This window comes from Alloacidobacterium sp., assembly GCF_035631355.1.
Taxonomy (GTDB): domain Bacteria; phylum Acidobacteriota; class Terriglobia; order Terriglobales; family Acidobacteriaceae; genus Alloacidobacterium.
The window spans coordinates 192,389-218,413 of sequence record NZ_DASQIX010000061.1; the positions used below are offsets into that span (position 1 = coordinate 192,389).

Annotated in this window: 23 protein-coding genes; 12 read left to right on the forward strand and 11 right to left on the reverse strand. The window is 55.8% G+C overall.

Going from position 1 to position 26,025, the window contains the following annotated elements:
• Complete coding sequence (locus tag VEV40_RS11095) at positions 1 to 1,512, forward strand: alpha-amylase family glycosyl hydrolase (RefSeq protein ID WP_324832334.1); 1,512 nt, start codon at positions 1 to 3, stop codon at positions 1,510 to 1,512.
• 7 nt (positions 1,513 to 1,519) lie between these two features.
• Here VEV40_RS11095 and VEV40_RS11100 read toward each other — a convergent pair whose 3' ends face one another.
• The 6 genes from VEV40_RS11100 to VEV40_RS11125 form a co-directional block, all read right to left on the reverse strand.
• Entirely contained in the window at positions 1,520 to 1,978 is a 459-nt protein-coding gene (locus tag VEV40_RS11100) for a peptidoglycan-binding domain-containing protein (protein ID WP_324832337.1), read from the reverse strand.
• A gap of 136 nt (positions 1,979 to 2,114) precedes the next feature.
• On the reverse strand, positions 2,115 to 3,767 hold the full coding sequence (locus VEV40_RS11105) for a trypsin-like peptidase domain-containing protein (RefSeq protein WP_324832339.1): 1,653 nt from the start codon (positions 3,765 to 3,767) through the stop codon (positions 2,115 to 2,117).
• Between the two features lie 177 nt (positions 3,768 to 3,944).
• Positions 3,945 to 4,865: a DMT family transporter gene (locus tag VEV40_RS11110; protein WP_324832341.1), complete on the reverse strand. Its 921-nt coding sequence runs from the start codon at positions 4,863 to 4,865 to the stop codon at positions 3,945 to 3,947.
• 9 nt (positions 4,866 to 4,874) lie between these two features.
• Positions 4,875 to 5,384 carry a Uma2 family endonuclease gene (locus VEV40_RS11115; protein WP_324832343.1) on the reverse strand — a complete coding sequence of 170 codons (510 nt, stop codon included), beginning with the start codon at positions 5,382 to 5,384 and terminating at the stop codon, positions 4,875 to 4,877.
• Positions 5,385 to 5,437: 53 nt separating this feature from the next.
• Positions 5,438 to 7,171, reverse strand: coding sequence for an amidohydrolase (locus VEV40_RS11120; RefSeq protein WP_324832345.1), 1,734 nt, complete (start codon positions 7,169 to 7,171; stop codon positions 5,438 to 5,440).
• A 38-nt stretch (positions 7,172 to 7,209) separates the two neighbouring features.
• A complete protein-coding gene (locus VEV40_RS11125; RefSeq protein WP_324832347.1) occupies positions 7,210 to 8,424 on the reverse strand; it encodes a M20/M25/M40 family metallo-hydrolase in 1,215 nt (404 codons plus the stop codon).
• 236 nt (positions 8,425 to 8,660) lie between these two features.
• On the opposite strand from VEV40_RS11125, the gene VEV40_RS11130 reads away from it, so the two are divergent.
• Positions 8,661 to 10,106 carry a hypothetical protein gene (locus tag VEV40_RS11130; protein ID WP_324832348.1) on the forward strand — a complete coding sequence of 482 codons (1,446 nt, stop codon included), beginning with the start codon at positions 8,661 to 8,663 and terminating at the stop codon, positions 10,104 to 10,106.
• 48 nt (positions 10,107 to 10,154) lie between these two features.
• Here the strand turns inward: VEV40_RS11130 and truA are convergent, their stop codons facing one another.
• Positions 10,155 to 10,940, reverse strand: coding sequence for a tRNA pseudouridine(38-40) synthase TruA (gene truA, locus VEV40_RS11135; RefSeq protein ID WP_324832349.1), 786 nt, complete (start codon positions 10,938 to 10,940; stop codon positions 10,155 to 10,157).
• Between the two features lie 438 nt (positions 10,941 to 11,378).
• Here truA and VEV40_RS11140 point away from each other — a divergent pair, with 438 nt between their 5' ends.
• The 6 genes from VEV40_RS11140 (at position 11,379) to VEV40_RS11165 (ending at position 17,821) form a co-directional block, all read left to right on the forward strand.
• Positions 11,379 to 13,619 (forward strand): TolC family protein, encoded by a 2,241-nt coding sequence (locus VEV40_RS11140; protein WP_324832350.1) that lies wholly within the window; start codon positions 11,379 to 11,381, stop codon positions 13,617 to 13,619.
• A 99-nt stretch (positions 13,620 to 13,718) separates the two neighbouring features.
• Complete coding sequence (locus VEV40_RS11145) at positions 13,719 to 14,768, forward strand: glycoside hydrolase family 43 protein (protein ID WP_324832434.1); 1,050 nt, start codon at positions 13,719 to 13,721, stop codon at positions 14,766 to 14,768.
• Between the two features lie 127 nt (positions 14,769 to 14,895).
• Positions 14,896 to 16,119 carry a putative sugar O-methyltransferase gene (locus tag VEV40_RS11150; protein ID WP_324832351.1) on the forward strand — a complete coding sequence of 408 codons (1,224 nt, stop codon included), beginning with the start codon at positions 14,896 to 14,898 and terminating at the stop codon, positions 16,117 to 16,119.
• 12 nt (positions 16,120 to 16,131) lie between these two features.
• The gene (locus tag VEV40_RS11155; RefSeq protein ID WP_324832352.1) at positions 16,132 to 17,148 is read left to right on the forward strand and encodes a hypothetical protein; all 1,017 of its coding nucleotides are present in this window, start codon (positions 16,132 to 16,134) and stop codon (positions 17,146 to 17,148) included.
• Positions 17,149 to 17,188: 40 nt separating this feature from the next.
• Positions 17,189 to 17,437, forward strand: coding sequence for a type II toxin-antitoxin system Phd/YefM family antitoxin (locus VEV40_RS11160; protein WP_324832353.1), 249 nt, complete (start codon positions 17,189 to 17,191; stop codon positions 17,435 to 17,437).
• Entirely contained in the window at positions 17,438 to 17,821 is a 384-nt protein-coding gene (locus VEV40_RS11165; protein ID WP_324832354.1) for a type II toxin-antitoxin system VapC family toxin, read from the forward strand.
• Positions 17,822 to 17,828: 7 nt separating this feature from the next.
• On the opposite strand, the gene VEV40_RS11170 is transcribed toward VEV40_RS11165, so the two are convergent.
• The gene (locus tag VEV40_RS11170; protein WP_324832355.1) at positions 17,829 to 18,269 is read right to left on the reverse strand and encodes a recombinase family protein; all 441 of its coding nucleotides are present in this window, start codon (positions 18,267 to 18,269) and stop codon (positions 17,829 to 17,831) included.
• A 166-nt stretch (positions 18,270 to 18,435) separates the two neighbouring features.
• Positions 18,436 to 18,720 carry a hypothetical protein gene (locus VEV40_RS11175; RefSeq protein WP_324832356.1) on the reverse strand — a complete coding sequence of 95 codons (285 nt, stop codon included), beginning with the start codon at positions 18,718 to 18,720 and terminating at the stop codon, positions 18,436 to 18,438.
• A 1,070-nt stretch (positions 18,721 to 19,790) separates the two neighbouring features.
• Between VEV40_RS11175 and VEV40_RS11180 the strand changes: the two genes are divergently transcribed.
• Together VEV40_RS11180 and murJ are read left to right on the forward strand one after the other, a co-directional pair.
• Positions 19,791 to 20,258 carry a hypothetical protein gene (locus tag VEV40_RS11180; protein ID WP_324832358.1) on the forward strand — a complete coding sequence of 156 codons (468 nt, stop codon included), beginning with the start codon at positions 19,791 to 19,793 and terminating at the stop codon, positions 20,256 to 20,258.
• Between the two features lie 91 nt (positions 20,259 to 20,349).
• The gene (murJ, locus tag VEV40_RS11185; RefSeq protein ID WP_324832360.1) at positions 20,350 to 21,960 is read left to right on the forward strand and encodes a murein biosynthesis integral membrane protein MurJ; all 1,611 of its coding nucleotides are present in this window, start codon (positions 20,350 to 20,352) and stop codon (positions 21,958 to 21,960) included.
• 64 nt (positions 21,961 to 22,024) lie between these two features.
• Here murJ and VEV40_RS11190 read toward each other — a convergent pair whose 3' ends face one another.
• Together VEV40_RS11190 and VEV40_RS11195 are read right to left on the reverse strand one after the other, a co-directional pair.
• Positions 22,025 to 22,435, reverse strand: coding sequence for a VOC family protein (locus tag VEV40_RS11190; RefSeq protein WP_324832362.1), 411 nt, complete (start codon positions 22,433 to 22,435; stop codon positions 22,025 to 22,027).
• A gap of 13 nt (positions 22,436 to 22,448) precedes the next feature.
• A complete protein-coding gene (locus VEV40_RS11195) occupies positions 22,449 to 22,937 on the reverse strand; it encodes a GNAT family N-acetyltransferase (protein WP_324832363.1) in 489 nt (162 codons plus the stop codon).
• A gap of 63 nt (positions 22,938 to 23,000) precedes the next feature.
• Here VEV40_RS11195 and VEV40_RS11200 point away from each other — a divergent pair, with 63 nt between their 5' ends.
• Entirely contained in the window at positions 23,001 to 24,332 is a 1,332-nt protein-coding gene (locus VEV40_RS11200; protein WP_324832364.1) for a hypothetical protein, read from the forward strand.
• Between the two features lie 171 nt (positions 24,333 to 24,503).
• Complete coding sequence (locus VEV40_RS11205; protein ID WP_324832365.1) at positions 24,504 to 26,012, forward strand: hypothetical protein; 1,509 nt, start codon at positions 24,504 to 24,506, stop codon at positions 26,010 to 26,012.
• Positions 26,013 to 26,025: the final 13 nt, after the last annotated feature.

A 26,025-nucleotide genomic window follows, 5' to 3' on the forward strand; every position in this document is an offset into this window, starting at 1 on the left:
ATGAGCGCGTCCTACACAAACACGAGAGCTGAATCGAAATGGCCCAGGTATCCTGCTGTCTACGAGATCAATACCTGGGTCTGGCTCTCTGACCTGAGCAGGAAATACGGAAAGAGTGTTGATCTTGCTTCCGTCCCTTCGGCTGAGTGGGATGCAATTTCCGCCTACGGCTTCGACGCCGTATGGCTGATGGGAGTGTGGGAACGAAGTCCAGCCGGCATTGCAATAGCGAACAAGAACGAGGGCCTGCTCGCTGATTTCAAACGTGCGCTTCCTGATTTTCATTCCGACGACAATGCGGGCTCTCCTTACTGCGTTCGCCGTTACGTCGTTGACCAGCACCTCGGCGGCTCCGAAGCTCTTGCCACGGCGCGAGAAGAGTTGGCAAAGCGGGGCATGAACCTGCTCCTCGACTTTGTACCGAATCATGTCGCGCCCGACCATCCCTGGATCGGCAAGCACCCCGAATACTTCATTCGAGGTGACAGTAACGATGCGAAAAACGATCCTTCGTCTTTCATCGAAATAAACGGAACAGTCTTCGCCTGTGGACGTGACCCCTACTTCCCGGCATGGCCTGACGTCCTACAACTGAATGCCTTCGATCCAGGTTTGCGGCAGGCCGTGATCGAAACTCTGGCAGGCATCGCATGTCAGTGCGATGGCGTGCGATGTGACATGGCGATGCTTTTCCTGAACGCTGTCTTCGACCGGACCTGGGGCGCACGCTCCGGTCCGCAGCCGTCAACCGAGTATTGGACGGATGTAATCTCGATTGTCAAGGCCGGCCATCCCGGCTTCCTCTTTATCGCCGAGGCTTACTGGGACCTCGAGTGGGAGCTGCAACAACGCGGCTTCGATTTCTGCTATGACAAGAAGCTTTACGATCGCCTGGAACACAGCGATGCGGAGGATGTCCGCCTGCATCTCTGCGCCGACATGGCCTACCAGAACAAGCTGCTTCGCTTTATAGAAAATCATGATGAGCCGCGCGCAGCCGCTATCTTCTCAGATGCGAAGCTGCGGGCTGTAGAGCTGGCTACAGCCACTTTGCCGGGACTAAGGCTGTTCCACGAAGGGCAGTTTGAAGGACGCAAAGTGCGGGTGCCGGTATTTCTTGGCAGGCGTCCTGATGAGACGGTCGACGAAGGACTGCTCAGGTTTAGCAAGCAACTCATGGCAGCTGCGAACCAGCCGGTTTTTCGCAGCGGCGATTGGGACCTGTGCGCTCGAACAGGCTGGCCGGACAACCAGAGCTTTCGCAATCTGGTGGCGTGGACGTGGCGGAAGGATGAAGAGCGATATCTGATCGCCGTCAACCTCAGCGGCTCATCAGTACAGGCCGAGATTCAACTCCCTTGGGCCGATCTGGCGGGAGCAGAGTGGCGCTTACATGATATGCTGTCTGGCGCAGCCTATGACCGTGACGGGAACCTGATGCTTTCGCCGGGGCTGTATGTCGAGCTACAGCCGTGGGGCTTCCACTTTCTGCAATTCGCCCCGGCGAAGTAATAGAAACCTAATTCTCAATCGAGTGGGCTGACGCGAGCGTGTTTGCTTCGGCAAGCGAAGCCGGCGCGGCCTTGCTCTGCGGCGCATCCAGAGACTTTGCCGTAGCAGTTGCCGGCAGCGCGCCCGCATGGTCTGGTCCCAGCCCAAGCTTGATCAGGGCGCGGGAGTCGGGCATCAGCTTGGTCTGCCAGCCGTTGTCAGCTTGATATTTCTGCATGGCCGCCTGGGTGTCGGCGTCCCACTGGCCGGAAGGCTCGCCGCTCAGATAGTTCTGCTTGATGAGCGCGGTTTGAATTTCGCGGGCCCGGTCTGAATCGATCCCACGCTGCCCCTGGACTTTATGGGAGGCGTGTTTTTTCTTGCTATGGCCCGACGTCGGCGTACGGTGACTGCGGCCCGCAAATGCAGGAGTGGCAACCAGCGCAGCGGTTAACAGGATGGTCTGGCAGGCTCGAACAAAAAGCATGCTGTTTTACAACCTCTGGGGGAAATTAACTTACCTTTTTGGGAAGGGTAAAGGCGGACCCTGCGAATTGCAAGCTTTTCTGCGCCAGCGTCTGGTTACTATCGGGACGCTGGCGCTGGATTGGGAAGGCTTCCGCTTACGGCAATGTGCCGCCGAGAAGTGTGCCGCCGTCCCGCGGATGTTGCGGATCGACCACGTTAAAGACCACGTCCTGCCCCGACTTCAGCCCGGAAATGATCGAATTGTACTCAGCCCTATTGTGAACAGGCTGCTTGTTGACCGAAGAGATCACGTAGCCTTCGAGTCCAGAAAGCCCGATCTCGTCGGCAAACGACCCCGCCTTTACACTCTGGATCAGCACGCCATGCAGTGAGGACGGCGCATTCGACGGCAGATCGGCAACCGTGATGCCGAGCTTGCTCTGGGAAGCGTCGCTTCCGTTACCCGGTGCGTTCTCGTCCTCCTCGCCGCCCTGGCCCACGGCTGCTTCCATCTTGGTCCGGTCGATGATGGAAACCGTAGCCACCGCCTGCTTGCCGTCGCGAATATATCCGAGTTGCACCGTGCTGCCCGGCTTGCGCGCGGAGATGTCGTTCACTAGATCGTCTCCGTCTTTGATGGGACGGCCATCAATGGTGGTGATGATGTCACCGGGCTTAAGACCGGCCTTGTCGGCAGGCATATTTGGTGTAACGCCGCGAATAATGACACCCGTTTTGGCGCCATAAACGCGCTGCACTGCGCTCGAGATGTTGGGCTGAAAAGTGATTCCAATAGAGCCGCGGACCATCTTGTGCGTGGGCCCGATGAGAGCGTTATACACATCGACCACGGTATTAGAAGGCATGGCAAATCCGATGCCCTGGTTGCCCGCAGTCTGGGTATAGATAGCCGTATTGACCCCGACCACCTCACCCGCCATATTCACCAGCGGACCGCCCGAGTTGCCCGGATTGATGGCAGCATCAGTCTGGATAAAGTGCTGGAACTGCCCTCTCGGTCCACCTTCAATCGTACGGTTTTTGGCTGACACAATGCCGGCAGTCACCGTGCCAATCTGGCCGAGCGGGCTGCCGATGGCAATCACCCAGTCGCCCACCTGCGAGCTTTCGGAATTGCCCAGCTTTACGGTAGGCAGCGGACGGTCCACGTCAATCTTGACGACGGCGAGATCGGTTGCCTTGTCCACGCCAACCACCTTCGCCGGACGTCCCGGTCCATTGCCGTCGGGATCGCTGGCCAGCTTCACATAGATGCGGTCCGCTTTGTCGACAACGTGGTTGTTAGTGATGATGTAGCCCTTGGGATCGACGATGAAGCCTGAGCCGAGCGCCTCATGCGCCTGGTCGTCAGGCTGCATCTGATCCGGTCCCATGCCGAAGAAGCGGTTGAAGAAGTCCTGCATACCGCCCTGGCCACCCGGGCCCTGTCCATCCTGGTCCTGGTTGTCGTCGTCATCGCCGTTACCGTCCGGGTTCTGCGGCGGCATCTGGCGGAAGCGCTGGCCTCCTCGGCGACGCCCACCCTGCTGATCTTTTGGCAGCGTCTCCGTGCTGATGTTTACCACGGCCGGGCCTACTTCTTTGGCAATCTTCGTAAAGTCGGTGGAAAGGTCACGCGGCGAAGGCACCTTCAGCGGAGTTGCGTCGGAGCTGTCGACCTTCGCTTCCTGTCCTCTCACTCCGTGCGCTACAACGGAGCCAATCAGGATTCCGGCCGAGAGTGTCGCCAGAATCGTAAAAGTAGAAGCGAGACGGCGCATGCGAAGCCGTTCAAGCAGCGATTTCATTCAGGTCAAACCTCATCTATTGGTTGGGAGAAATCCGTGGAACTTGACAGCGCCTGCGCGCGCGAGTCCAACATTTCAGTATACCGAGGAAAATGAAGCAGATGGCGAACGGTCCGGCAACTTTCCCTTTCTCTGTTCATCCATTAGACGCTTCCTTCGGGAAATCTGTCTCATTTCCTAGTTGAGTGGAACCGTTTCATGCGCTGTAGGTTGCATGCGATTGGGAAGGAGTTCCGTGAGAGCAATACCGGCCAGAATCAACAACGCCCCCGCCGAAGCCCGCAAGTCCAGCCGTTCTCCCAGAACGACAAACGAAGTTACCCAGGCAAAAACCGGCTCAAGCGCCAGAATCAGTGCCGTATTTGTTGCAGGAAGAAACTGCTGAGCCCATGTCTGCACTGTAAACGCGGCAGCAGTCGCCAGAAATGCAGCAATCAGCAACGCGAAAACGACACGCGGCGACCAACGAATATGAGGATGCTCGAGTATTGGTCCGCTGATCGCCATGAACAGGGCGCAGAACCCAATTTGCAGCACGGCCAGTTGCGTATAGGACACGCGCGGGGCAGTGTGCGCCAGCGCCAGCACATGCAGTGCAAACCCAAGCGCGCAACCCAGCGTCAGAACATCGCCACGATTGATAGACAGGAAATCGAACCCGGCGCCTGCAGGCGTTGTCAGCAAAACGATGCCGACAAAGGCAATCAGAGCGCCAAAATATGCATTCCACTGCGGAATATGCGCGCCTTTTGGCCGCAAAAAGGGAATGCCCGAGAGCATAGGAACCATGACCACCACCAGCCCGGTAATAAACGCCGATTTAGAAGGTGTCGTAAGCCTCAGACCCGCAGTCTGAAACTGATATCCCATCGCCAGGCAGAATCCAACGACCGCCCCGCTCGCAAGAGAACGCCGCGTCACATGCTTCCAGTGTGAGCGATAGACGATGGCCAGGCAGGCAAAAGCCAGCGTCATGCGGATAAAGTTGAACAGCAGCGGCGAGACGTCTCGCAGCGCGTCCTTAATCAGGACAAAGGTAGCGCCCCAGATAAACACAACCGCAATAAGCAGTAAATGAGCGCGCAGCGAACGGGACATGAAAGAAGGTTATTTCTGCAGGCTGTCAAAAATCTCGCGAACATCGAGAAAAACAGGCGTCCCCGCAGCCCCAAAGCGCACAACTCCGTGCCATCCGGCAATCCAGTCAAAGCCGGTTTGCGTAGCGGGGTCCAGGATCCAGATGTTCTTCACGCCCATTGCGCGGTAATCTTCCAGGCGGTCGTTGTAGCGGCGTACGCGGTCTTCAGGCGAGAGAATTTCGACCACAACCAGAGGGGGATGAGTAATCACCTGTTCGACGGGCAAATCGCGCGAGACAAGGCAGACATCGGGAATGCGCACACGCATTCCTGAAACCCTCACGCGTTGCTCTGGAAGAACATGGATATTCCAATCATTCCGGCGCGCATAAAACCATGCCAGAACAGCCATCTGAATCGTTGCATGATCGAACTCGCCCAAATTGCGCTCCTCAATCTCGCCGTCCACATAATCACGGTCGGGATGGTAGGAGGTCTTGAGATAGGTTTCGATTGCCACCTGCACTGATGTAGCCATTGGCCCTCCCTGTTCACTATTTTAAGCGCTGACAGTCTAAAGCGATGCAATGGCTAGCGCGCCTTCACCCCCGCCTGATATACCGTCTGTCCACTCACCACAGTCCGCAATACTTGCGTCTTCAGAATTTCCGGCGGCGCAACGCTAGTAATGTCGCGGTCAAGCACGACGAAGTCCGCATAGTACCCATTCGCCAGTTTGCCCTTTTTGCTCTCGCCAAACTCGGCATATGCCGACCCCTGCGTATATGCGTAGAGCGCCTGCCAGATGGTCAGCTTTTCTTCCGGAAAGTAAGTCTGGGTTCCCGCCTCGTTCATGCGCGTTACTGCCGCATACATCCCGCGAAACGGCGTAATTGGCTCTACTGGATAATCTGTCCCAAACGCCAGAGGCACGCCCGCATCTAGAAACGACTTCCAGGCATACGCATATCTCGCGCGCTGCGACCCAAGCCGCTGCTCCGCCCATGCCATGTCGGTGAGGAGATGATTGGGCTGCATCGACGCAATCACCCCAAGCTGCTTGTAGCGGGCAAAATCCGCCGGATCAACCACCTGCGAATGCTCGATGCGATTCCGCGGCCCGAGAAGCGTCGCGTGAATGATCCGGCGGCCATTCGGCGCGCGCATGGGCTGCATCGTTGTCTTCAGTGGTCCTGATCCCTGGGCCGCCGCGAACGCGTCAAGAGCCATGCTCACGGCGCGGTCACCAATGGCGTGGAAGCCCATCTGGAAACCCGCCTGCGCGCGCTCTATCGCCATCTGGTTCAGTTGCGCCTGCTGGTAGCGCGGAATCCCCGAATTGCCCGGATCGTCGCTGTACGGTGCCTTCAGCGCCGCCGTGCGCGACCCCAGCGATCCATCCATGAACCCCTTCAGCATCGATGTGTGCAGCATCGGGTCGTCTGCCGGATGGTGCTTGCGCATCTGCTTCAGCTGGTCGAGAGAATCGTTAAACGGCAGCCACTCGCTGACGCGAGCCGGCAGCTTGCCTTCCTTCTCCAGTTGCTCGTAGACGAGAAAATCCTGCCAATCCGAAAAGTCCTGCACTGACGTCACGCCATGCTCCACAGCATCGGCCAGCGCCAGCTCAATGCCGCGCCGCCGCAATGCCGGAGAAGGCGGCGGAATGTGCTTGTCAATCAGAGCCTGCGCTGTTTCGCGGATAATGCCCGTGGCCTCGCCATTCGCGTCGCGGTCAATCTTGCCGCCCTGCGGATCAGGTGTCGTCTTCGTAATCTCCGCCGCAGCCAGAGCAGCAGTGTTGCCAATCGCGATATGCCCATCCACGCGAACCAGGAATGCCGGATGGCCCTCCGTCACTTTGTCTAAATCAGCCTTCGTGGGTAGCGTCTTCGATTGCCAGAGCGTATGGTCCCACCCACCACCTGTGAGCCATGCGCCCGGGGCGGCAGCTTTGGCCGCGGATTTCACTCGCGTCTGCATCTCGGTTAGCGACTTCACGCCTGTTACATCGACTGAGAGCTTGATCCGTCCCGCATCGCCCAGGTGCGCGTGCGCGTCATTGAACCCCGGCATGACGAACGCCCCACCCAGATCGACCATTTTCGTCGATGGACCTTGCAGCTTCTTCAGGTCAGCATCGCTTCCTGTGCCAACAATCAAGCCACCCCGAACAGCAATCGCCGACACACGCTGCGGCTGGGCCGATTCAAGATCAACTCCAGTCAGAATGTTGCCGTGATAGTAGATAGCGTCAGCGGGAATATTTGTCTGGGCAGAGGCAGCGGCAACAAGAAGGGAACAAAAAAATGCGAGGGTTTTCACGCATCGGAGTCTATCAACTCCACAGAACGCATTCCACATTATGAACAGCAAGCCAGGAGCAGCAGCAGAATCCGCCGCAACCCAAGCTCGCGTCCGCGGGCGTCATACCATTCATTGCGGGTATGAATGCCACCGCCATCACCACCCGCTCCCAGCGACAGCGCGGGCACTCCCAGCGACAGTGGAATATTCGCATCCGTCGAAGCAATGCGTGTTTCGGTGCGAATGCTCAGATGCCGGTCCACAGCCCGCAGATTTTCAAAGACAGCCGCATGTTCAGTCAGCACGCCCGCAGGCCGGTCGCCGATCATTGCAATATCAAACCGCAATGTATGCTCTTTTTTCACGCTTGCGTTTACCTCGATCACCGCGTCTTCTACCGCGCGATGGATCTCCACTTCCAGCCGGATCAACTGCTCCGCGTCAGTAGACCGCGTATCAAAGCGCGCCGTGACATGCTCCGGGATCGCGTTGACTGAAGTCCCACCCTCAATTGTGCCCACATTCAGCGTGGTCCGAGGCTTCGCTGGCAAATCCAGATCACCCAGCCGCGCGATGGCCCGGCTCAACGCAATTACAGGATTGGGACGCGCTGAATCCGTCCACGAATGTCCGCCTGGTCCCGTAACCGTCACCAGATATCGCTTGCTCCCCAACGCTTGTGTAACGGCGACTTCATGTCCAGCGCCATCCAGCACCAGATGCGCGCCCACGCGGTCGCGCCAGGGAGAATGCTCATAAAAATAACGTATGCCGCGCAGATTGCCTTCGCCCTCTTCGCCGACATTACCGATGAAAATCAGATCACACGCCGGGCGAATTTCCGCATGACGCAGAGCGGCGGCAATGGCCAGCAGCGCCGTGACTCCCGCGCCGTTGTCACAAGCGCCCGGAGCAATCAGCCGCGTCCCATTCAGTAGCGCGTCGATCGGTGTGCCTGCAGGAAAGACAGTGTCAATATGCGCTGAGAGCAGCACACATTCGCCGCTCGCCTCTCCGCGATAGACGCCGACTGCGTTCCCAATCCCGTCCAACTCAACATCCTCAAGCCCCAACTCACGAAATTTCCCGCAAAGCCACTCGGCGCGCGGCCTCTCACTAAACGGTGGAGCGGCCACCATCACCAACTCCTGCTGCCAGCTCATGATCTGCTGCTCATGCAGATGCAGCCAGCCAAAGGCCTCATGCACGCGCCGCTGCGCAGCTAATTGGCCGATGCGTGAAAACGCCGTAGCTGGAGCCGTAGCCGCCATCACTTCAGCCTAGCATTTGAACCGCTTGTTGCTCGAGATTTCGCGTGCTCCTCGCCAGGACACTCCTAACCCCTGCTCCTCCGATGCCGATGAAGCAAGTGGCTCTGAGGAGTAAGTGAGAGCGGAAATGCGGGGTAATAGTGACAAGTCTGCTCTGTAAGATGAGCTGTGCTCGATTCAGCCGCATAGCATTCGCGACACTATGCCTGGTTATGGAATGTAGCACGAGCAGGCTAATGCCGTCGTCACCTATGCCTTCATTGTCGCCACCGTCAACATCAGCGCTACCACCACCGGTGAAAGTGGCCGGTACAAAGGAATCAATTCGTAACTGGGTTTCCTGCGATGGTGTAACGGATGATGCTCAAGGAGTGGCGCGGGCTTTTGCCGCAGCCAGCAACAATGCCTTTATTCTTGAGATCGATTGTCCTGTTTTCATGCACGTCGGAATGGATCTGACACGACCGGTCTTTATCGAGAATGGAACAGATGTAGATTTCACGCCTGCCGGGCTTTTGATTCTGGATAATACTTTGATTCCATCGTTTGTCATGGCGGATACAAATGATGTAGCGCTAACAAACTGGAATATCGAGTATGTCGGAAGCTTACCCATTAACTACATAACCGGCGGATACTATGATGACGGTATATGGACCAGCAAGGGCGGGAAAGCTCCGGGAAGTGTCTTTAATGATGGAATCCTGACTCCTTGGCTGAAAACGAATCGCGGCATCAATTTCGCGCATGGCGTGAATGCTCAATGGAGCGGCCCGGTTGACATCTCCGCGATCTTTTATCTGACTGGCGACACATCAAACATTGATGTGGAAGATATGAAGGTATGGGTGCCAAAAAATGCTGGAGGCGATCATTACGTCCCAATGGTATTTGCGCTTACTGTAGGTCAAACTAGCGACCAGAATGTCACAACCAATACGCCCGTGATGCAGCCATATTATGCGACGCCCAGCAATCTAACCTTCTCAGGGATTACTCTGGATGGCACTTATTTTGGCTTTCAGGGATCAGCTCAAAATATGAAAATTTCAGATATAGTGTCATATCGCTATGGAGACTTGCAGGATGCGAATGGAGACAACGTCGGTGGGATAAATAATTGGTTTGCTCCGCCTCACTTGTTCTCTTTTGCTTACAATCCATCAGCGGATCCGTCACTCTACAATGACAATATTGTTATTCAGAATGTAGTGGATTATGGCGAAAGAACAGGACTTCCACGAGATACGGCTAGCGGTAACTGCTATTCCCTCAAACTTGGCGATGATCATGGATCGGTGTCAAATTATATATCGTTTCGATCCGATGGATTTATGGATGTGTTATGGTCTACTGATCTTACGCTTACAAATATTACTGCGAGTTATGATTCATCGTTTCTGCATGGAGCTTACCCAATGATCCGTTTCCCTGGATCGTCATATCATGATGTGACATTCTCGAATGTAAAGCTGGAGGATAGAGCCGAAAGCACGGCCGTAAACCCTATCGGAGGCAATCGTGATCCCTCTAATACGAATATTAATTTCAACGTTACGACGATAAAATTAAATAAGTGGACGGGTAGAAACCCACCTGGTTACAGCCCAATCGTGCCTGGAACCGCCCCATATTTTGGGGGTACAGGGAACAGTTTCGATATCCAGATTTCGCACCAGTAAACGTGAAAAGCTTTCCTATCACTTGGGAATGGAACGAAACTCTTCGCATCAATAATCAACCGAAACCAGAAATAATCCCCGAGCCGGGGCGGTAGCTCCGGCCGCTGCGCGCGACCGCGCTTCCAGAATCCGCATCATCTCGTGCGGCGCAATGTGTCCACGTCCAACATCCAGAAAAGTTCCTACCAGATTGCGGACCATATGATGCAAAAATCCAGACCCATGCACCCGATACACGAGTAAATCACCGACGTCTTCCCAGCATGAAGAGAAAATGGTCTTCACAGTAGAACTCTCTCTGTGCTCGATCAAGCGCTGTGCCAGTTCCGGATCGCTCGCCGCAAACGAAGCAAAATCATGTTCGCCAGCGATCATGGTCGCCGCCTCCCCCATCGCCTCCACATTCAACGGCCAGTTCAAGGCATAGACATAACGTGAGACCCACGGCGGACAAATCTCCCCGCGAAAGATGCGGTACTCGTATCGCTTGCCAGTCGCCTTGTGCCGGGCATGAAAATCAGAGGCAACGCTCGTCGCCTCCAACACACGAATGGAGGCAGGCAGGGCACGGTTCAGCGCTCTGTGGAAATTCGCCGCGGGAATGGCTGCACGCAGCGCAAAGCTCGTCACCTGTCCCAGTGCATGAACACCCGCATCTGTACGTCCGCTGCCCTGCGGTAATACGCGCTCGCCTGTAATGTGCTCGATCGCGTCGGCCAGCGTCCCCTGAATAGTCGCGCGATCCGGCTGCACTTGCCATCCGTGAAAGTCCGTGCCGTCATAGGCCAGCACCAATTTCCACCCTGACCCATCCTCTTGAAGTTTTTCAACCATTTAGAGCGTCCAATCGCGAGGATAAAACATCTAGTTCCTGGTATTGCTTTTCAGGGGGACAGAACGGGAAACGGGAAACCGGCAGCCGGCCTGCGATATACTCAGTCTTTCCTGTCATGGTGGTGATTTTGCGTCTGTTTTCTACGACATGTCTGTCGAATCCACGGAACGAACCCGGGATGAAGCGCGTATAGACGAAGAGTAACGATCAAAGTTACACAACCATCAACCAGTGTGCCCTCAGGCAGCGACAGGGCGCGCATAAGGAAACCAGCCGCGTCTGAAAAGGATGTGTTTGCGTCTGGGAAATGACCGCTGCAATTGGATGGAGAGAGGCGAATGGAATTTTTTAGCGAACGCCGCGAAGTGTCAAAGGTAAAACGTGTGTCCCGATTGCACATAGGTCTGGCCCAACGGGGTGCGAAAGGCGCGTTCTTCATGAAATTGCGGGCCACAGCGGCCATCGCCATGACTTTGGTCAGCACCGCGCCTTCATGGGCGCTCGGGCCCCAAACAACCCAGCAGCAGACTCAGCCCCCCGCAACCGCTCAGGCCGCGATCCAGACTAATTCTCAAAGCAACACCGATCCTGCACTCCAGGGACTTCCGCCCGAGCCTGCGCCGAATTACACGCAGCCCCTCTACATGCGCCCCACTTCGCACGACTATTCCAAGCCACGGGGATACTGGCCGAACCTTTTCAAGCCATATTTGCCTATGACGGCCGAGGCGCCTCGTTTTACCAATGCCGTGCACCTGCCCGACCTTGTCAAGGACGGCAAGATCTATCTGAGCCTCTCCGATGCTGTTCTTCTGGCTCTAGAAAATAACTACGACATCGCCATCCAGCGCTACAACCTCGACGTCGCCGATACCGACATCCTGCGCACCAAGGCGGGCGGGCTCTTTCTCGGCGTTCCCACTGGTCTGGTGACGGGAACACTCGGAGGCTCGACCTCAACCGTCGCCGCTTCGACCGGAGGTGGCCCAGGTGGTACTACGACGAGTGCAGGTGGGGCAGCCTCGGGCGCCGCTGGTATTACCGGAACCACAAACGGTGGCGGCCCGCTGCCTGAGCAAATGGATCCCACCGTAACCGGCACCATTCAGCTCGAACGCACCACCTCACCGCAGACTACGACCTTCATCACCGGCACAAATACGCTGAACCAAAATCAGAATATTTATAACTTTACGTACAATCAGGGATTCGTAACCGGTACTGCGCTCAACTTCACCTTTGATAACAGCTACACCACATCCAACAGCCAGCGCTCTAACTACAGTCCGGCACTGCAATCGACCTTTAAGCTTCAGCTTACCCAGCACCTTCTGAATGGATGCTGCATTGGCATCAATGATCGCTTCATGATTGAAGCCAAAAACAACCGTCGCATCGCCGATTCGGCGTTTCGCCAGCAATTGCTGTTCACGATCAATCAGGTCGAAAACATCTACTGGGGTCTAGTGAGCGCCTACGAGGACTATCAGGCAAAAACGCGTGCCCTTGCGCAATCAACGCAACTCGCCTCGGACAATCGCAAGCAGCTTGCAATTGGCACCCTTGCTCCACTCGACGTAGTAAATGCTGATAGCCAGGTCGCCAGTGATAAGCAGGCTCTTATCTCGTCACAGAGCACGCTTGAATATCAACAACTCATTATGAAGCAGGCTCTGATTCGCAACCTTGACGATCCTGCACTGATTAACGCTCCGGTCATTCCCACGGATCGCGTCAGCCTGCTCGAAACTCCTGAAGAGAAAATGCCGGTCGACGATCTGGTTCGTCAGGCCGATGCAAACAGTCCACAGATTGAACAGGCTATCCTCGCCATCAAGAACAATCAGATTACGCTCAAGGGAGTAAAGAACGGTCTCCTGCCAACGCTCGATGTTTACGGTTTTTACGGGGGCTCGGGCATCGCTGGCTCACAAAGTCCATTTCTAAACTGCAGCCCTATCTTTGGCGGCCCATTCGTGCCGTGCCCTCCGGGCATTGTGCCTCCGTTAGGTGGCTACGGCAGTACACTGCAGAACACTTTCAATGGCTCAGGGCCGGACAAGGGTGTTGGCTTCAGCCTTAACGTGCCGATTCGCAACCGCATCAATCAGGCGGAACAGGCACGCGCCATGTTGGAATTCCGTCAGTCTCAGATGCGTCTCGAACAACTGTACGTGCAGACGCGTATGAATGTTATTAACGGCCAGTTCGCCCTCACCAACGACCGCGCCGCAGTCCAATCCTCGCTCGCCGCGCGTGAGTATGCCTATCAGAGCCTCGATGCCGAACAGAAAAAGTACCACCTCGGCGCATCCACTACCGCCAATGTTCTGCAACAGGAACGCAATCTCGCTACCGCGGAGAACAATGTCATTTCTGCAACCGCGAAATATGCGGTCGACCGCGCGGGATTGGCTGAAACTCTCTCCAACACACTCGACCGCTATGGCATCAGCGTTGCCGACGCCGCAACTGGAACAGTGACGCAGAAGCCCACTATTCCGGGTCTCGAACCGGCCAAGCAACTGCCCGAGGTAGTGCTTCCAGCGCAGCCGCAGAACCTGCAGCAGCAGCAACAGCAGCCCGTTCCGGAGCCGCAGAACCAGCCTCACACGCAGATGCCGGCGCAGCCGACACAACCTCAGTCGCAACAGCCTCAATCGCAACCGCAGCTGTAAGAGCGCAAAATAGAGCATAAATAGAGGGGCACGGTACAACGTGCCCCTTAAACTTTCGGTGGCCAGCCATGCGCAGCGCTATCATAAGATAGGGCTGTGATGAGACCGTCCTTCAGTCTTTTTCTAGCAGCAGTCTTCGTAGTCTCGCTTTCGTCCGTTATATCCCACGCGCAGCAGAACACCTTCCACAATCCTTTGCTGCCGAGCGGCCCGGATCCTTGGGTCATGACGCATAATGGCTTCTATTACTACATGAATACAACAGGTCTCAACCTGACCGTATGGAAGACCCGCGACATCACCAACGTTGCGCACGCTGAGAAAAAAGTGGTGTGGACGCCTCCGTCAACCGGACCTTATTCGCACGACATCTGGGCGCCGGAGCTGCACCTTTTCGACGGCAAGTGGTACATCTACTTTGCCGCCGATGCGGGCCGGAATGAGTCGCACCGCATTTATGTCATCGAGAATCCATCCGCCGATCCGCTGGAAGGCGAGTGGACCTTCAAAGGGAAAGTCGCCGATGCCACCGATAAATGGGCCATCGACGCTTCCGCCTTCGAGGACAAGGGCCAGAAGTACATCCTATGGTCGGGCTGGGAAGGAGATACGGACGGCGAACAGCGCATCTACCTCGCCCATTTGAAAAATCCCTGGACAATTGATTCCAGGCGCGTCGAACTCTCCTATCCCAAATATCCGTGGGAGCATGTCGGTGACCTGCTCGGCCGCCCCGAGATGCCGCACGTTGATGTCAATGAAGGCCCAGAAATCCTCCAACACGGCAACGATATTTTCCTTGTCTACTCAGCCTCAGCCTGCTGGACGGACTATTACGAACTCGGTGTAGTGCGCGCGAAGTCCGGTTCAGACCTGTTGAATCCCGCGTCGTGGACGAAGTACGACCATCCGTTTTTCAAACAAGACCATCAGGCCGGTGTGTATGGACCGGGGCATAACGGATTCTTCAAATCGCCTGACGGCAGGGAAGACTGGATCATCTATCACGCTAATTCGCAATCGAAACAAGGGTGCGGAGAATATCGTTCGCCTCGGATCCAGCCCTTTACCTGGAATTCGGACGGTACGCCGAACTTTGGGAAACCGATCTCTACCGACACCGCAATTCCGAAGCCGTCTGATAAGTGAGGTAGTACTCAGAGGTGTTGCTCTCGACCTCTTGAGTCATGGGCCGTCTGCTCGACTGGTGACAATTGAATGACAAGCTGATGACATGCAGGGAGCCAGCCAGCTTTTAGGCTTCAGACAGCGTGACATGAGGCTGAAATGGAAACATCTGCGCCATCCGCTTCGCACGGCGATACTTGCCGGAAGGGTGGCGGCGATGCATCTCGACCTGCGAAGATTCGGCAACAGCAGCAGACGTCATTTTCGCGGCGATCCACGCTTCGATCTTGAGAATGTTTCGCACGGGTTTGCTCCCCGCGTCAGCGACCTCATTGATGATGACCCCCAAGTGCTGGAGAGAATCTGCGCGTCATACAATAAGGCTGTCAGAGATTCACAGGATGCGCCAAAGGCATTTCAGTCTACTGACTGGTGGCAGCAGATACGACAGGAAAGACTCGGCCCCGTCATGCGTGCCCTTGAGACATGTGACATCCTAACTTTAGGCGGGATGTACCGTAACTTCTTCCGCGACGTATGTTCGACCGGCCTGATTAGCGTGCCTTACGGCATGACGAGCGCCTTCTTTGGCGGGAACATGCGAGACATTCACCGCCGTTATTATCTCGGCGACGCCCTCTATCGCATCGATCACTGGGCAACCCAGACCGACAGCCGCTTCGCATTGCGGGACCTCACCGGACCTGAGATCGGAAATCCATTTGGAATATTAATTGACGGAACATTGGTGAGAACCGGCTCACCTTATCAGCATTATTGCGCACTGAGAATACGCGAACATCTTGCTTCCGATGCGGATACTGTCGCCGAGATTGGCGGCGGCTACGGAGGAATGGCCTACTATCTCCTTCGCGACCATGCCGGAGTAAAGTATCTCAACTTCGATGTTCCAGAGAGCATCGCACTGGCCTCGTACTATCTGCTGAAGGCCTTCCCTCATTTGAATTTATTGCTCTACGGGGAGAAGGAGATCGCCCGCGCCGACGTTGTTCTCTTGCCATTGTTTGAAATGGAGAAGGTGCAGCACGAGAGCATCGATATTACCTTCAGCTCTCACGCCATGTCCGACCTGTCGGACAAGAGCATGAGTGATTACCTGAAAGTTATCGCGCGCTTTACCAAGAGTTGCTTCTTCTATATCGGAAACAGGCGCGCAGCCGAGTCCATCTCGAACCTCGCGGCACAGAAGCGCTATCCGTATCGGCTGGTGGAAACACGCACTTCGGGCTGGCATGCGCACACGCATTCCGATGCCAGCGAGATTGAATGCCTGTATCGAGTCAGCGGTCATGTACGAACAACTGTGGAATACGCTGGATCGGGCCTGGCGCAGGCGACCCGCATCCTCTGAGGAGAATGCCGCATGTCGATTTATCGTCAAAGCCGCAGCGCCATTCGCAAGATCGTATTCGGGGACACGCTGATTCCTCAGGAATTCACCATCGGCCTGATCGATCCGCAAACGGAAATCACGGTGTTTCTGCATGGAATGGGGGCGCCTATTGTCGTGACACGCCGCCTGACAACTGCATGCTGCGCTCCGCTCGTGCTGGGCGTCTCTCTTGACGAAGGACAGTGGGCAGCAGGCAGCGGCCATTGCAAGCTGTCCCTGCGCTTCTACGAGCGTGCCGGCGCGAAGCGGCTGCTTGGCGAGATATGGCTGGAGTCTCGGGCAGTTATTCCGCTCGATTGCACAGAACTGCACTTGTTCGACGTGCTGGGATCAATCAACCATTGCCTGCCGAGACCGCGGCTCTGGGCACACTTCCTGTCACAGGCATATTCAAACCGACGGAACGTCGGCTCATTCGATGTAAAGATGACCGCGCGCGAACTGCGGGCGGCCATTGTAACGTTCATCCGGCCACATCCGCTGATGCTGGGCAGTCTTATTGGTGAAGCTGGCGGCAATATGTTTCCTATGAACCTGATGGGCGAGCTTGGCAACGGCTATTTTGCCTTTGCGCTCAAAGACTCGCGCCGCGCTGCGCATCTTGTCGAAGACGCCGGGCGCATCTCCCTCAGCAATGTGCCTCTGCCTCTTTGCTCGACGGCGTTCCAAATGGCGGTCAATCACACTAAGGATTCCATCAGTTGGGACCAGCTTCCGTTCGCGCTAAAAACATCAAAGGAGTTCCGCATCCCCGTTCCCGCCGCTGCTCCGCGAGTCAGAGAATTGCAGGTCGAGCAAATTCGCAAGATTGGCAGTCATACGCTCTTCATCGCGCGAATCGTCTCGGATGAAAAATACTCTGACGATCTCCAGGTCCACATGATCCATGGCTTCTTTCAGCACTGGCGGATGCGGGACCGCAAGAGCGAGTTGGCAGCTTCCCTGGCTGCAGATTTACTGAACAAACGCGGACTGGCACGGTCCTAAATGTTGTACAACAATTTACAAATATTGTACCATTCTATTCATGGATACGATCAGCATGGCCTACGCCAAAGCCCACCTTCCCGAACTGGTGAAGCGCGCCTCGCGTGGCGAGCGCATCACCATTGTGCGCTACAAAAAGCCCGTGGCTGAATTGGGGCCTTCGCCCAAGGCGGAGAAGCAGAAGCCAAAGTTCGGCACACTCAAAGGCAAAGCTTATCTGATTGACCCGCGAGCATTGGAGCCGATGACGGATGAAGAGGTAGACGCCTTTCTTGAAGGGCGCTACTGAGTGATTGTTCTCCTGGATACTCAGGCCTTTTATCTTGCTGCTGCAGGCGGCATCAATGCCCTGCCCAAGAGGGTTTCATCACTACTGACAGACGAAGAGACAGAACGCTGGATAAGCGCGATAAGCCTGGTGGAAATTGCCATCAAGAATAGCCTTGGCAAGATGCGGTTGACTGATGAAATGATGCAGCAGGGCGTGGCCGACCTCCAATTAACTGTCATCCCCTTTGAGCCGCGCCACGCTTATCGCATGTTTGCCCTGCCCCTGCACCACCGCGATCCCTTCGACCGTATGATTATCGCCACTGCCGTAGAGGAAGGCGTGCCGCTGGTTGGCGCTGACCGGCAGTTCAGGCGATACCGGGGGTTGAAGGTCTTCTGGTAACGTAGCCCTACCCTACTTTCGCGGCGAAATGCTCGCGACGCCGGTCCCATTCCTCCGTCGAGAAGATGCGCGGGCCAACGTCAATCAGCCGCGGCAGCATATTGAAGACCGAGACCGGCGTCCAGCGCTTGCCGTCTCGGGTACGGAAACCTTTCTCGTTCAGGTCGCTGACAACAGCCGAGAAGGGAAAGTCCTGAACCAGCAGCTCCATCATCTGCACCAGCGTCGCGTTCTCCTGTGGGTCGATTTCAAGACGCTGGCAATCATCCGACAGGCGGAGGCCATAGGGCACGTCTTCGGTATCGATTGCCCCTTCGGGGGCATTCCCCGGCAGTTCACGCCGCCACTCAATTGAGACTATCTGCCAGCCCGCATCAGTCCTTTGCCGCAATAGGTCCTGACGCAAAGGCCCATGAATCACGTCACGCATCCGCTCAAAGTACGCCATCCAGTCCTCCTGAAGACACAACTTCGCATGTGGTGAGGCAATTTTATGGCCATGCCGGAAAGCGGAATAGCACATCGTAACTTTCTGATAAATATGGAAGGGCGAGTCAGCAAATATCTGGCGGGTGTCCATTTTTGCTTGAATGCTGTCCGCGGCCGAACACCATTCACTGAACGTTGGGCCGATTGGAGTAGTGCTGATAAGGCTCTATTTCGACCTGATCGTTTAATGCGTCATTCGGGTAATCCGGTGCCGCCTTCAACATCCACATCCCTTTGGATTCCAGAGAAACAATCGCGTTGGCGATCTCTTCCGTGTTGGAGGAAGGCGGCACTTTCAAGGTGAGCCGTTCGTCATTGAGCGAGTGTAGAATGCTGCCGCCGAACCCCTGAATTTTCGGATTCGCAGTAGCCCGCATCCACATAGTGAGCGATACACCCATCTGAACCATAGTGCCGGGATTTCCATTGGTTTGAAGTTCGAATAAGTTTGCAAGAGCATGCTGCTCTGGCGTGAAGAAAGATCATCGGCAACAAGCACCCATACTGCGCCTTCCTGCTTCAGCGTGTAATCGGCATCGTGGGCCACCTGTTGCAAGGCTGTTTCCGCCGAGACATTCTCAAGGTCATAAGAATGACGCTCCTTTGTAAGCGCATCGGTGTCCCGTCCGAGAACAATGCCTATGGGAAGGCGAGTCTGCCTGCCAACGGCTTGAATTAACTCAAACGGCGTCGCCTGAATGCACTTAAATGTGACTCTCTGTGCATGGTTGTCAAACGGAACAGGCTCATACTCCATTGGAGTGGAGCAAGTTGTCTCTTGACTCTGAGCACGCAACACAGCAAAACTGCAAACCAGCAGAAGAATCCCAGCGTAATTTCTCCAGATGCCACTCGCGCTGTGAATTTAGACTCCTAGATTGTCTTTCTGCAGGCGAACACCTACAAGACAGCGAACACCTCGGCGTTGCATCATAGGTGCGTGCGCTTAACCAGGCTTCTCCTCATTGCCGCCGTGCTGATTTTTCTCTCGAATAGAGTTGCTCTGACGCAGGAAATTAAATCCATCGACTCGGACGGCGATGGTTTAAGCGACACTCTGAGCAGGCTTTGCTGACGCAGTTTGCTCCAACTTTCATGATCGGGAAGCATGACTGTGCAGGCATTCCCGCACAATTCCGCCCGGACGTGGACCAGCCCACGTTAGAGGCTGAAAATGGGACGATTTACGGTCAGGTCTTTCCGGCGACGACGCCTATCGGTCAAGAACCTGAAGTTGAAATACATTACTACCACCTCTGGGAGCAAGACTGCGGAGCACATGGGCACCCGCTGGACACAGAACACGTCTCCGTTCTTGTCCAGTCAATTAGCGGTAACACTTCCTTCGCTAAATCGAAGGCCCTTTATTGGTACGCCGCGGCGCATGAGGACACGGTATGCGATGTGAGCCAGATTGTTCGCGCATCGACTTTTCACGCGGAAGACCACGGCGCAAGAGTCTGGATTTCTGCCAGCAAGCATGCTTCCTATCTCAACGAGACACTCTGTCAAAGAGGGTGGGGCCGACAAATGTCAGGACGTGGCCGCTCTTCCGGCAGGCAAGCTCATTAATCTGGGCGAACCCGGCCACCCAATGAATGGCTCTCTGTTCATTTCGTCGAATTTGTGGCCACTTGCCGACAAAATGGCGACAACGAACTTCCCGGATGCTGTTCTACCGCGCCTCAACCAACTGCCGGAAACCGATATCGCCTGGTTCAACCCCGGACGGCATCCGGCGCAAGGGGTGATTGCGGTCAGCAACACTACTGAAAATGCAATTGCAACCGGCGGCAACGACACCAGCACAGCTATTTCACTCGCCGAAGACTCAGCAGGAAATGCTCTGCAGAAGAGTTATCGCATTACAAAACATGCGCTCGGCGAGTCAGCGCGGCATGTCGGCGACGCCCTTCATCTGACATCAAAGCCTGACGCGCCGAAATAGTCCAGCCATGTGCTGACTCGCACGGTTACAGCCGAGATACTACGATGAAACATTAAGGCCACCGGAAAATACACGCCCCTATAATCATGTTTTGAGCGAGACAACCACACCCAGGAAATTCTCAGCCCGCGCGTCAGCCGCGGCTGTAGCTACGGGCATTCTGTCCAGTCGCCTCGTAGGGCTTATACGCGACCGCGTTTTTGCCCACTACTTCGGCAATTCCGACGCGGCAGATGCGTTTCGCGCTGCTTTCCGCATTCCCAATTTCCTGCAGAATCTTTTTGGCGAAGGCGTGCTCTCGGCGTCGTTCATTCCGGTGTATGCGCGCCTGCGCGCCGAAGAGCGGCACGAAGAAGCTTCAAAACTGGCTGAGGCCATCTTTGCGCTGCTCTTTCTGGTCACGGCGATCCTGGTGGTAGCCGGCATCTTCGCCGCTCCCTGGCTGATTGACGCCATCGCGCCTGGATTTCATGGGTCGAAGCGCCAACTGACAATCCTGCTGGTGAAGATTCTCTTCCCCGGAGCGGCGCTGCTGGTCTTCTCCGCCTGGTGCCTGGGAATTCTAAACAGCCATCGCAAGTTTTTTCTCTCTTATGCCGCGCCGGTGATCTGGAACCTCGCCATCATCGCAGCATTTCTTTGGAAGGGTGGCCACCAGACTGAAGAAAAGCTCGCTGTCACAGTTGCGATTGGCTCCGTCATCGGCAGCGGCTTGCAGTTTGCCGTGCAGTTGCCTGCTGTGCTGCGCTTTCTCTGGCCAATGCGCCCGCATTTAAGCGTTCGCACGGAGCAAGTCCGGACGGTAGTTCGGAGTTTCTTTCCCGTATTCGTCAGCCGCGGCGTTGTGCAGATCAGTGCTTATATCGATTCCTTGCTGGCCAGCTTTCTTCCTACCGGTGCGGTCTCGGCTCTGGCTTATGCGCAGACCTTGAATTCGCTGCCGGTGAGCCTTTTCGGCATGGCGATCTCCGCGGCAGAGTTGCCTGCTATGTCTAGCGAACTGGGCACGCAGGAAGAGATTGCGACCGCCCTGCGCCAGCGTCTCGCGGCAGGTCTGCAGAACATAGCCTTCTTCGTGATTCCCTCGGCCGTCGCGTTTATCGTTCTCGGCGATCTCGTTGTTGCGACCATCTATCGCTCGGGACACTTCGGCAAAGATGACGTGACATTTGTATGGCGCGTTCTGGCGGGATCGGGCGTGGGACTGCTGGCTTCTACCTCTGGACGGCTCTATTCATCGGCCTTCTATGCGCTGCGAAATACGCGCACGCCTCTGAATTTTGCGCTTATCCGCGTGGCGCTGACGCTGGGGCTTGGCTATTTCTGTGCTCTTCCCTTACCCCGAATGCTGGGCATCGACCATCGCTGGGGCGTGGCTGGGCTCACTCTTTCAGCCGGCATTGCCGGATGGGTGGAGTTCACGCTCTTACGACGCGCTCTGCATGAGCGCATCGGCGCGGTTACGCCCCAGACATCGCGGATCGCACGCCTCTGGATGGCCGCGATTATCGCCGCTGTCCTCGGGTACGGTCTCAAGCTGGTTTTTCCCATCAGGCGACCATTAGTGATCGGACCGAGCGTGTTGATTGCCTACGGCGTTCTCTATCTTGGGCTGGCAATGGTGATGGGCATTGCGCTACCCGGAGCACTGAGTCGGTTCTTACGGCGCCAACCACCGCCCAAAACCAAGTTGTCATCCTGAGCGGAGCGCCGCAGGCGCGTAGTCGAAGGACCTGCTTCTTCTACGCAGCGGGACAAAGCTTGCTTTAGCCCTGCTCTTTCGCCGGCCACTGAAAGCATATCCCGTATCCGTCAGGATCTTTCAGATAAAGCTGCTTCATGCCATACCACGCAACCTTCGGCGGCTTGAGGTTGATGCCCTTTGACAAAAGATATTCATAGGCCGCATCTGTGTCCGGGCAACCGAAATAGAGGCATGTGTCATCGTGCGCGGCAACGCGGGCAGGTTCGGGGATCGGCGGTCTGCAGTCATCGTCGTATGCGGTGTTCAGCATCAGGTCCGTGCCATTGAGCTTGAGCCATGCCCATCCGCAATTGGGCGGTGGTTGAGATGAGCTATGAACCTCAAAGCCCAGCACATCGCAATAGAATGCAAGCGATGTAGGCATATCGAAGACCTGAATGAGCGTAGTCGTACCGCGAACGTCGATGGCCATGCAGCGTCTCCTCTCATGACGGGATGTTGATCGTAGTCGATTCCTCAGCCACAACGCGAATGTCATTCCAGATCATCCAGTGCGGATTCAGGACTTGAGCGCTGTGTTTGGAATAAAACCGCAAGCCCGCGGTGTTGGAAGGATCGACATCCACGCAAATTTTGAGCGCATTTTGCACAATGAACCACTTCGCCAGAAGACGCAGCAGCTCTGACGCTACTCCCTTGCGTCGGTACTCGGTCGCGGTATGGATCCACTGCACTTCGCCATCGCAGGAGTAGCGCCGGCTCAAGTGCCCGGTGATGAGGCCGATTACGGTTTCGCCATCAACCGCCACAAATCCAATGCGCGGCGGCAGCGCCATCTGCGGATTGTGCTCGCCCTCGAAGTACCGGGTGATGCGGTCTGTCCAGTACTCTTCCCTGCTCGCCCGCTGGGCGCGGAGCCGCGCCATCGCTGGAATGTCGGACGGTTTGGCCTGCCAGTATTCGATTGTGGACATGGCCTTCATGCTACCTTAAGCAACCACGCTCTACATTACTCTTCAGAACCGTCCAAGAAGCAGATGCCCTCTAGATTTTCCTTCCCATTTCTCCTGTTAGTGGCTGTTAGCGCCTCCGTCTTTACACACGCACAAGAGGCCACGATCTCTGCCGGCGTTCCGCTGCGAATTCAGATCGATCAACGGTACCCGGTGAGTGTGGGGACCCGGATAGAGGGTCATCTTATTGCGCCGGTTTATCTTGTTGACCACGAAATTCTGCCGGTAAACACGCCCGTCTCCGGCTCTGTGATTGCTGCCCACCCGCTCAAGAGAGGAGAGCGCGCTGACGCTCTTCTTGACGGCGACTTCACTCCTTTGGTCACGCCCGAACTGCAGTTTGATCAGATTACGCTACCCGACGGGACGATCGAAGCCATCTCAACACGCGCGACACAGCGAGATGGCGCAGTAGTACGAATGAAGTCCTCTACGAAAAAGCCGTCGCTAACCCAGCAGGCAGAAGAGGCGGTCAGGCAACGCGAGCAGGACACGCTCGACCAGATCACAAAGCCAGGCAAGTCCGACCGTCTGCTCCGCATTCTTTACTCAGAGCTTCCCTATCATCCACAGCGTATCTGGTCAGGAACGCAGTACGACGCCGACCTGACGGCGCCGCTGAGCATTCCGCAGAAGAAAGCCCCCGCACCTTTGCCGGTTCTTCCGCTGAGCGAAAAATCCCTGGTAGGCGTGATCGAAGCGAGGTTGACACAGGACCTGAGTTCCGCGACAGCGAAACAGGGGCAAACGGTGGACGCAGTCCTCACCAAACCGCTGCTGGACGCAACAAAGAACCACGTCCTTCTTCCTGAAGGGACGCACCTGGAGGGCGTGGTGCTTCAGGCGAAGCCTGCGCGCCTCCTCGCGCGAAATGGCAAGCTGCGGTTTACCTTTCGCCGCCTGGACCTGCCACATGCACCGATTGTGAACGCACCTGCGCAGGCTCCTGAACTGGAGTCGCAACAGGCGAATACGGAGTCCGCAGCTAATCATTCCATTCATGGGCGGATGATCACATCAGAGACAAACAGAAAACAGAATGTACAGATTGATTCAGAAGGCGGCGCTAAGGCCACTGGCGGGCCGGAAAAGTATGTCGCTCCGCTTGTGCTTGGCCTTCTAGCGTCTTCCGCAGGTGAAGGCGACAGTGACAATGTAGTGAAAAATGGCGTGGTCAGCAATGGGTTCGGGCTTATGGCGCGCATTGCCACGATGGCCTCAGCAAACAAGGGCGTCGCAATGGGCTTTGCGTATTATGCACTGGCTAAGTCAGTTTATAAACGCTGGATTGCACGCGGCAGCGAGTTGACATTTCCGAAAGACACTCGTATTCAGATCGAACTCTCAGAACGGTGAAGTAGGGGAATCACCCCTCTTCTCGCCACCATGGCATCCTTACTGGAGCATCTTCCAGGAAACCGCAGGCAGACTGTCTACTCGCTTCTCTTTTGAAATTTTCGCTTTCTCCGGAGGATAATTGCGTCCAGGCTTAGCTGGCATAACAGTTCACTCTGGACTTAAGGATCGATGCAACGACTATCCATTTTCATGCGGTGGGTATTCGCGTTTTTTCTTGTCTCAGGTTTTTGCAGCATTCTCTATGAATTGATCCGGCTGCGCCTGTCCATGGCGCAGTTCGGCGTTACAACAGCCTTGGTATCAATTGTCCTTTCAACGTTTATGGCGGGGCTTGGCCTGGGTTCGTGGCTAAGCGGTCGTCTCATCAGAAAATATGGAGGCCGGCTAAGTATCTCGGCCCTGTGGCTATATGCGGCAATGGAGTTCTTTATTGGCGTCTCTGCCCTGCTGGTTCCTCATGAGTTGTCCGTGGGGCGGACTCTCTTTGAGCAATGGGGCCTTTCTTCTTCGTTTTCCTACTATCTCGCTTCCGGCATATGGGTGGCACTGTCGCTGGCGCCTTGGTGTGCGTGCATGGGCGCAACAATCCCGGTAGCCATGTTAAGCATCTGCCGCGTTCAGAGGATTGACGCGCCGCGTTCTTTCAGCTATCTGTATCTGGCAAATGTCCTGGGAGCGGTTGCCGGATCTGTCGTTCCGCTGTTGTTCATCGAGCTGTATGGATTTCATACAACCCTCAAGATCGCGGCGGCACTCAACTTTCTGCTCGCTGTATCAGCGTTCACACTATCACTGACCAGAAAGGCCTTGGAGCAGAGAGCCGCAGACGCCCAAAGTACGCCGATTGCCGGGCACAGTGACTCCCATAATCGAAAAACTCTGATTTTGCTTTTTGCCACTGGACTCACCAGCATGGGAATGGAAGTGGCATGGATCCGGCTTTTCACTCCTTACCTGGGGACGATGGTTTACGCTTTCGCTGCAATTCTCTGTACTTACCTACTGGCGACCTTTTTGGGATCAGCGCTCTACCGTCGATGGAGCCGCGACAGTCGCACTGTGCCGGTCCTGATTTGGTCCTTGCTTGGATTATCAGCCCTGTTGCCGGTGATCACAGCAAGAGCCGGACTATCTTTACATGGCAGTTTACGCGTGGTTTTCGGCCTGATGCCGTTTAGCGGCATTCTTGGGTTTGTGACTCCGATGCTGGTGGACCGATGGTCGGATGGAGACCCCGACCGCGCGGGACGCGCATACGCCATCAATGTTGTTGGCTGTATTCTTGGACCGTTGTTGTCCGGCTTTTTCCTTCTACCCTGGATCGGTGAGCGCTGGGGGTTGGCAGCGCTCGCTATGCCATGGTTCCTGCTCAGCCTCTTTCCGCAGTGGCTGTCGAAAGATGCAGGTCCTCGACGGCGACTGGGTCCACAAGAAACGGTTGCCTTGGCAGCTCTGGCGGCGGGATTGGTCGTCATGTTAACGAGCAAAGACTATGCCGAGAAATTCGCGACCCATAAGATCCTGCGCGATAGCACCGCTACCGTCATCGCCACAGGGGAGGGCGCGCAAAGGCAACTGCTAGTAAACGGGGTAGGAATCACATATCTGACTCCAATTACCAAGATGATGGCACACCTGCCATTGGCATTCTGCCTCGGTCTCCTCATAACGCGCTGATTATTTGCTTTGG

Bases quoted from the DNA above. Each gene is read 5' to 3' on its own strand.
- VEV40_RS11205 (WP_324832365.1), top strand. From the start codon at position 24,504: ATGCAACGACTATCCATTTTCATGCGGTGGGTATTCGCGTTTTTTCTT.
- VEV40_RS11115 (WP_324832343.1), bottom strand. From the start codon at position 5,384: ATGGCTACATCAGTGCAGGTGGCAATCGAAACCTATCTCAAGACCTCC.
- VEV40_RS11155 (WP_324832352.1), top strand. From the start codon at position 16,132: ATGTCGATTTATCGTCAAAGCCGCAGCGCCATTCGCAAGATCGTATTC.
- VEV40_RS11095 (WP_324832334.1), top strand. From the start codon at position 1: ATGAGCGCGTCCTACACAAACACGAGAGCTGAATCGAAATGGCCCAGG.
- VEV40_RS11100 (WP_324832337.1), bottom strand. From the start codon at position 1,978: ATGCTTTTTGTTCGAGCCTGCCAGACCATCCTGTTAACCGCTGCGCTG.
- VEV40_RS11180 (WP_324832358.1), top strand. From the start codon at position 19,791: ATGCTTCCTATCTCAACGAGACACTCTGTCAAAGAGGGTGGGGCCGAC.
- VEV40_RS11130 (WP_324832348.1), top strand. From the start codon at position 8,661: ATGCCGTCGTCACCTATGCCTTCATTGTCGCCACCGTCAACATCAGCG.
- VEV40_RS11125 (WP_324832347.1), bottom strand. From the start codon at position 8,424: ATGGCGGCTACGGCTCCAGCTACGGCGTTTTCACGCATCGGCCAATTA.
- VEV40_RS11195 (WP_324832363.1), bottom strand. From the start codon at position 22,937: ATGTCCACAATCGAATACTGGCAGGCCAAACCGTCCGACATTCCAGCG.
- VEV40_RS11190 (WP_324832362.1), bottom strand. From the start codon at position 22,435: ATGGCCATCGACGTTCGCGGTACGACTACGCTCATTCAGGTCTTCGAT.
- VEV40_RS11170 (WP_324832355.1), bottom strand. From the start codon at position 18,269: ATGGCGTACTTTGAGCGGATGCGTGACGTGATTCATGGGCCTTTGCGT.
- VEV40_RS11160 (WP_324832353.1), top strand. From the start codon at position 17,189: ATGGATACGATCAGCATGGCCTACGCCAAAGCCCACCTTCCCGAACTG.
- truA (WP_324832349.1), bottom strand. From the start codon at position 10,940: ATGGTTGAAAAACTTCAAGAGGATGGGTCAGGGTGGAAATTGGTGCTG.
- VEV40_RS11110 (WP_324832341.1), bottom strand. From the start codon at position 4,865: ATGTCCCGTTCGCTGCGCGCTCATTTACTGCTTATTGCGGTTGTGTTT.
- VEV40_RS11150 (WP_324832351.1), top strand. From the start codon at position 14,896: ATGAGGCTGAAATGGAAACATCTGCGCCATCCGCTTCGCACGGCGATA.
- VEV40_RS11105 (WP_324832339.1), bottom strand. From the start codon at position 3,767: ATGAAATCGCTGCTTGAACGGCTTCGCATGCGCCGTCTCGCTTCTACT.
- VEV40_RS11200 (WP_324832364.1), top strand. From the start codon at position 23,001: ATGCCCTCTAGATTTTCCTTCCCATTTCTCCTGTTAGTGGCTGTTAGC.
- VEV40_RS11175 (WP_324832356.1), bottom strand. From the start codon at position 18,720: ATGGTTCAGATGGGTGTATCGCTCACTATGTGGATGCGGGCTACTGCG.
- VEV40_RS11140 (WP_324832350.1), top strand. From the start codon at position 11,379: ATGAAATTGCGGGCCACAGCGGCCATCGCCATGACTTTGGTCAGCACC.
- VEV40_RS11145 (WP_324832434.1), top strand. From the start codon at position 13,719: ATGAGACCGTCCTTCAGTCTTTTTCTAGCAGCAGTCTTCGTAGTCTCG.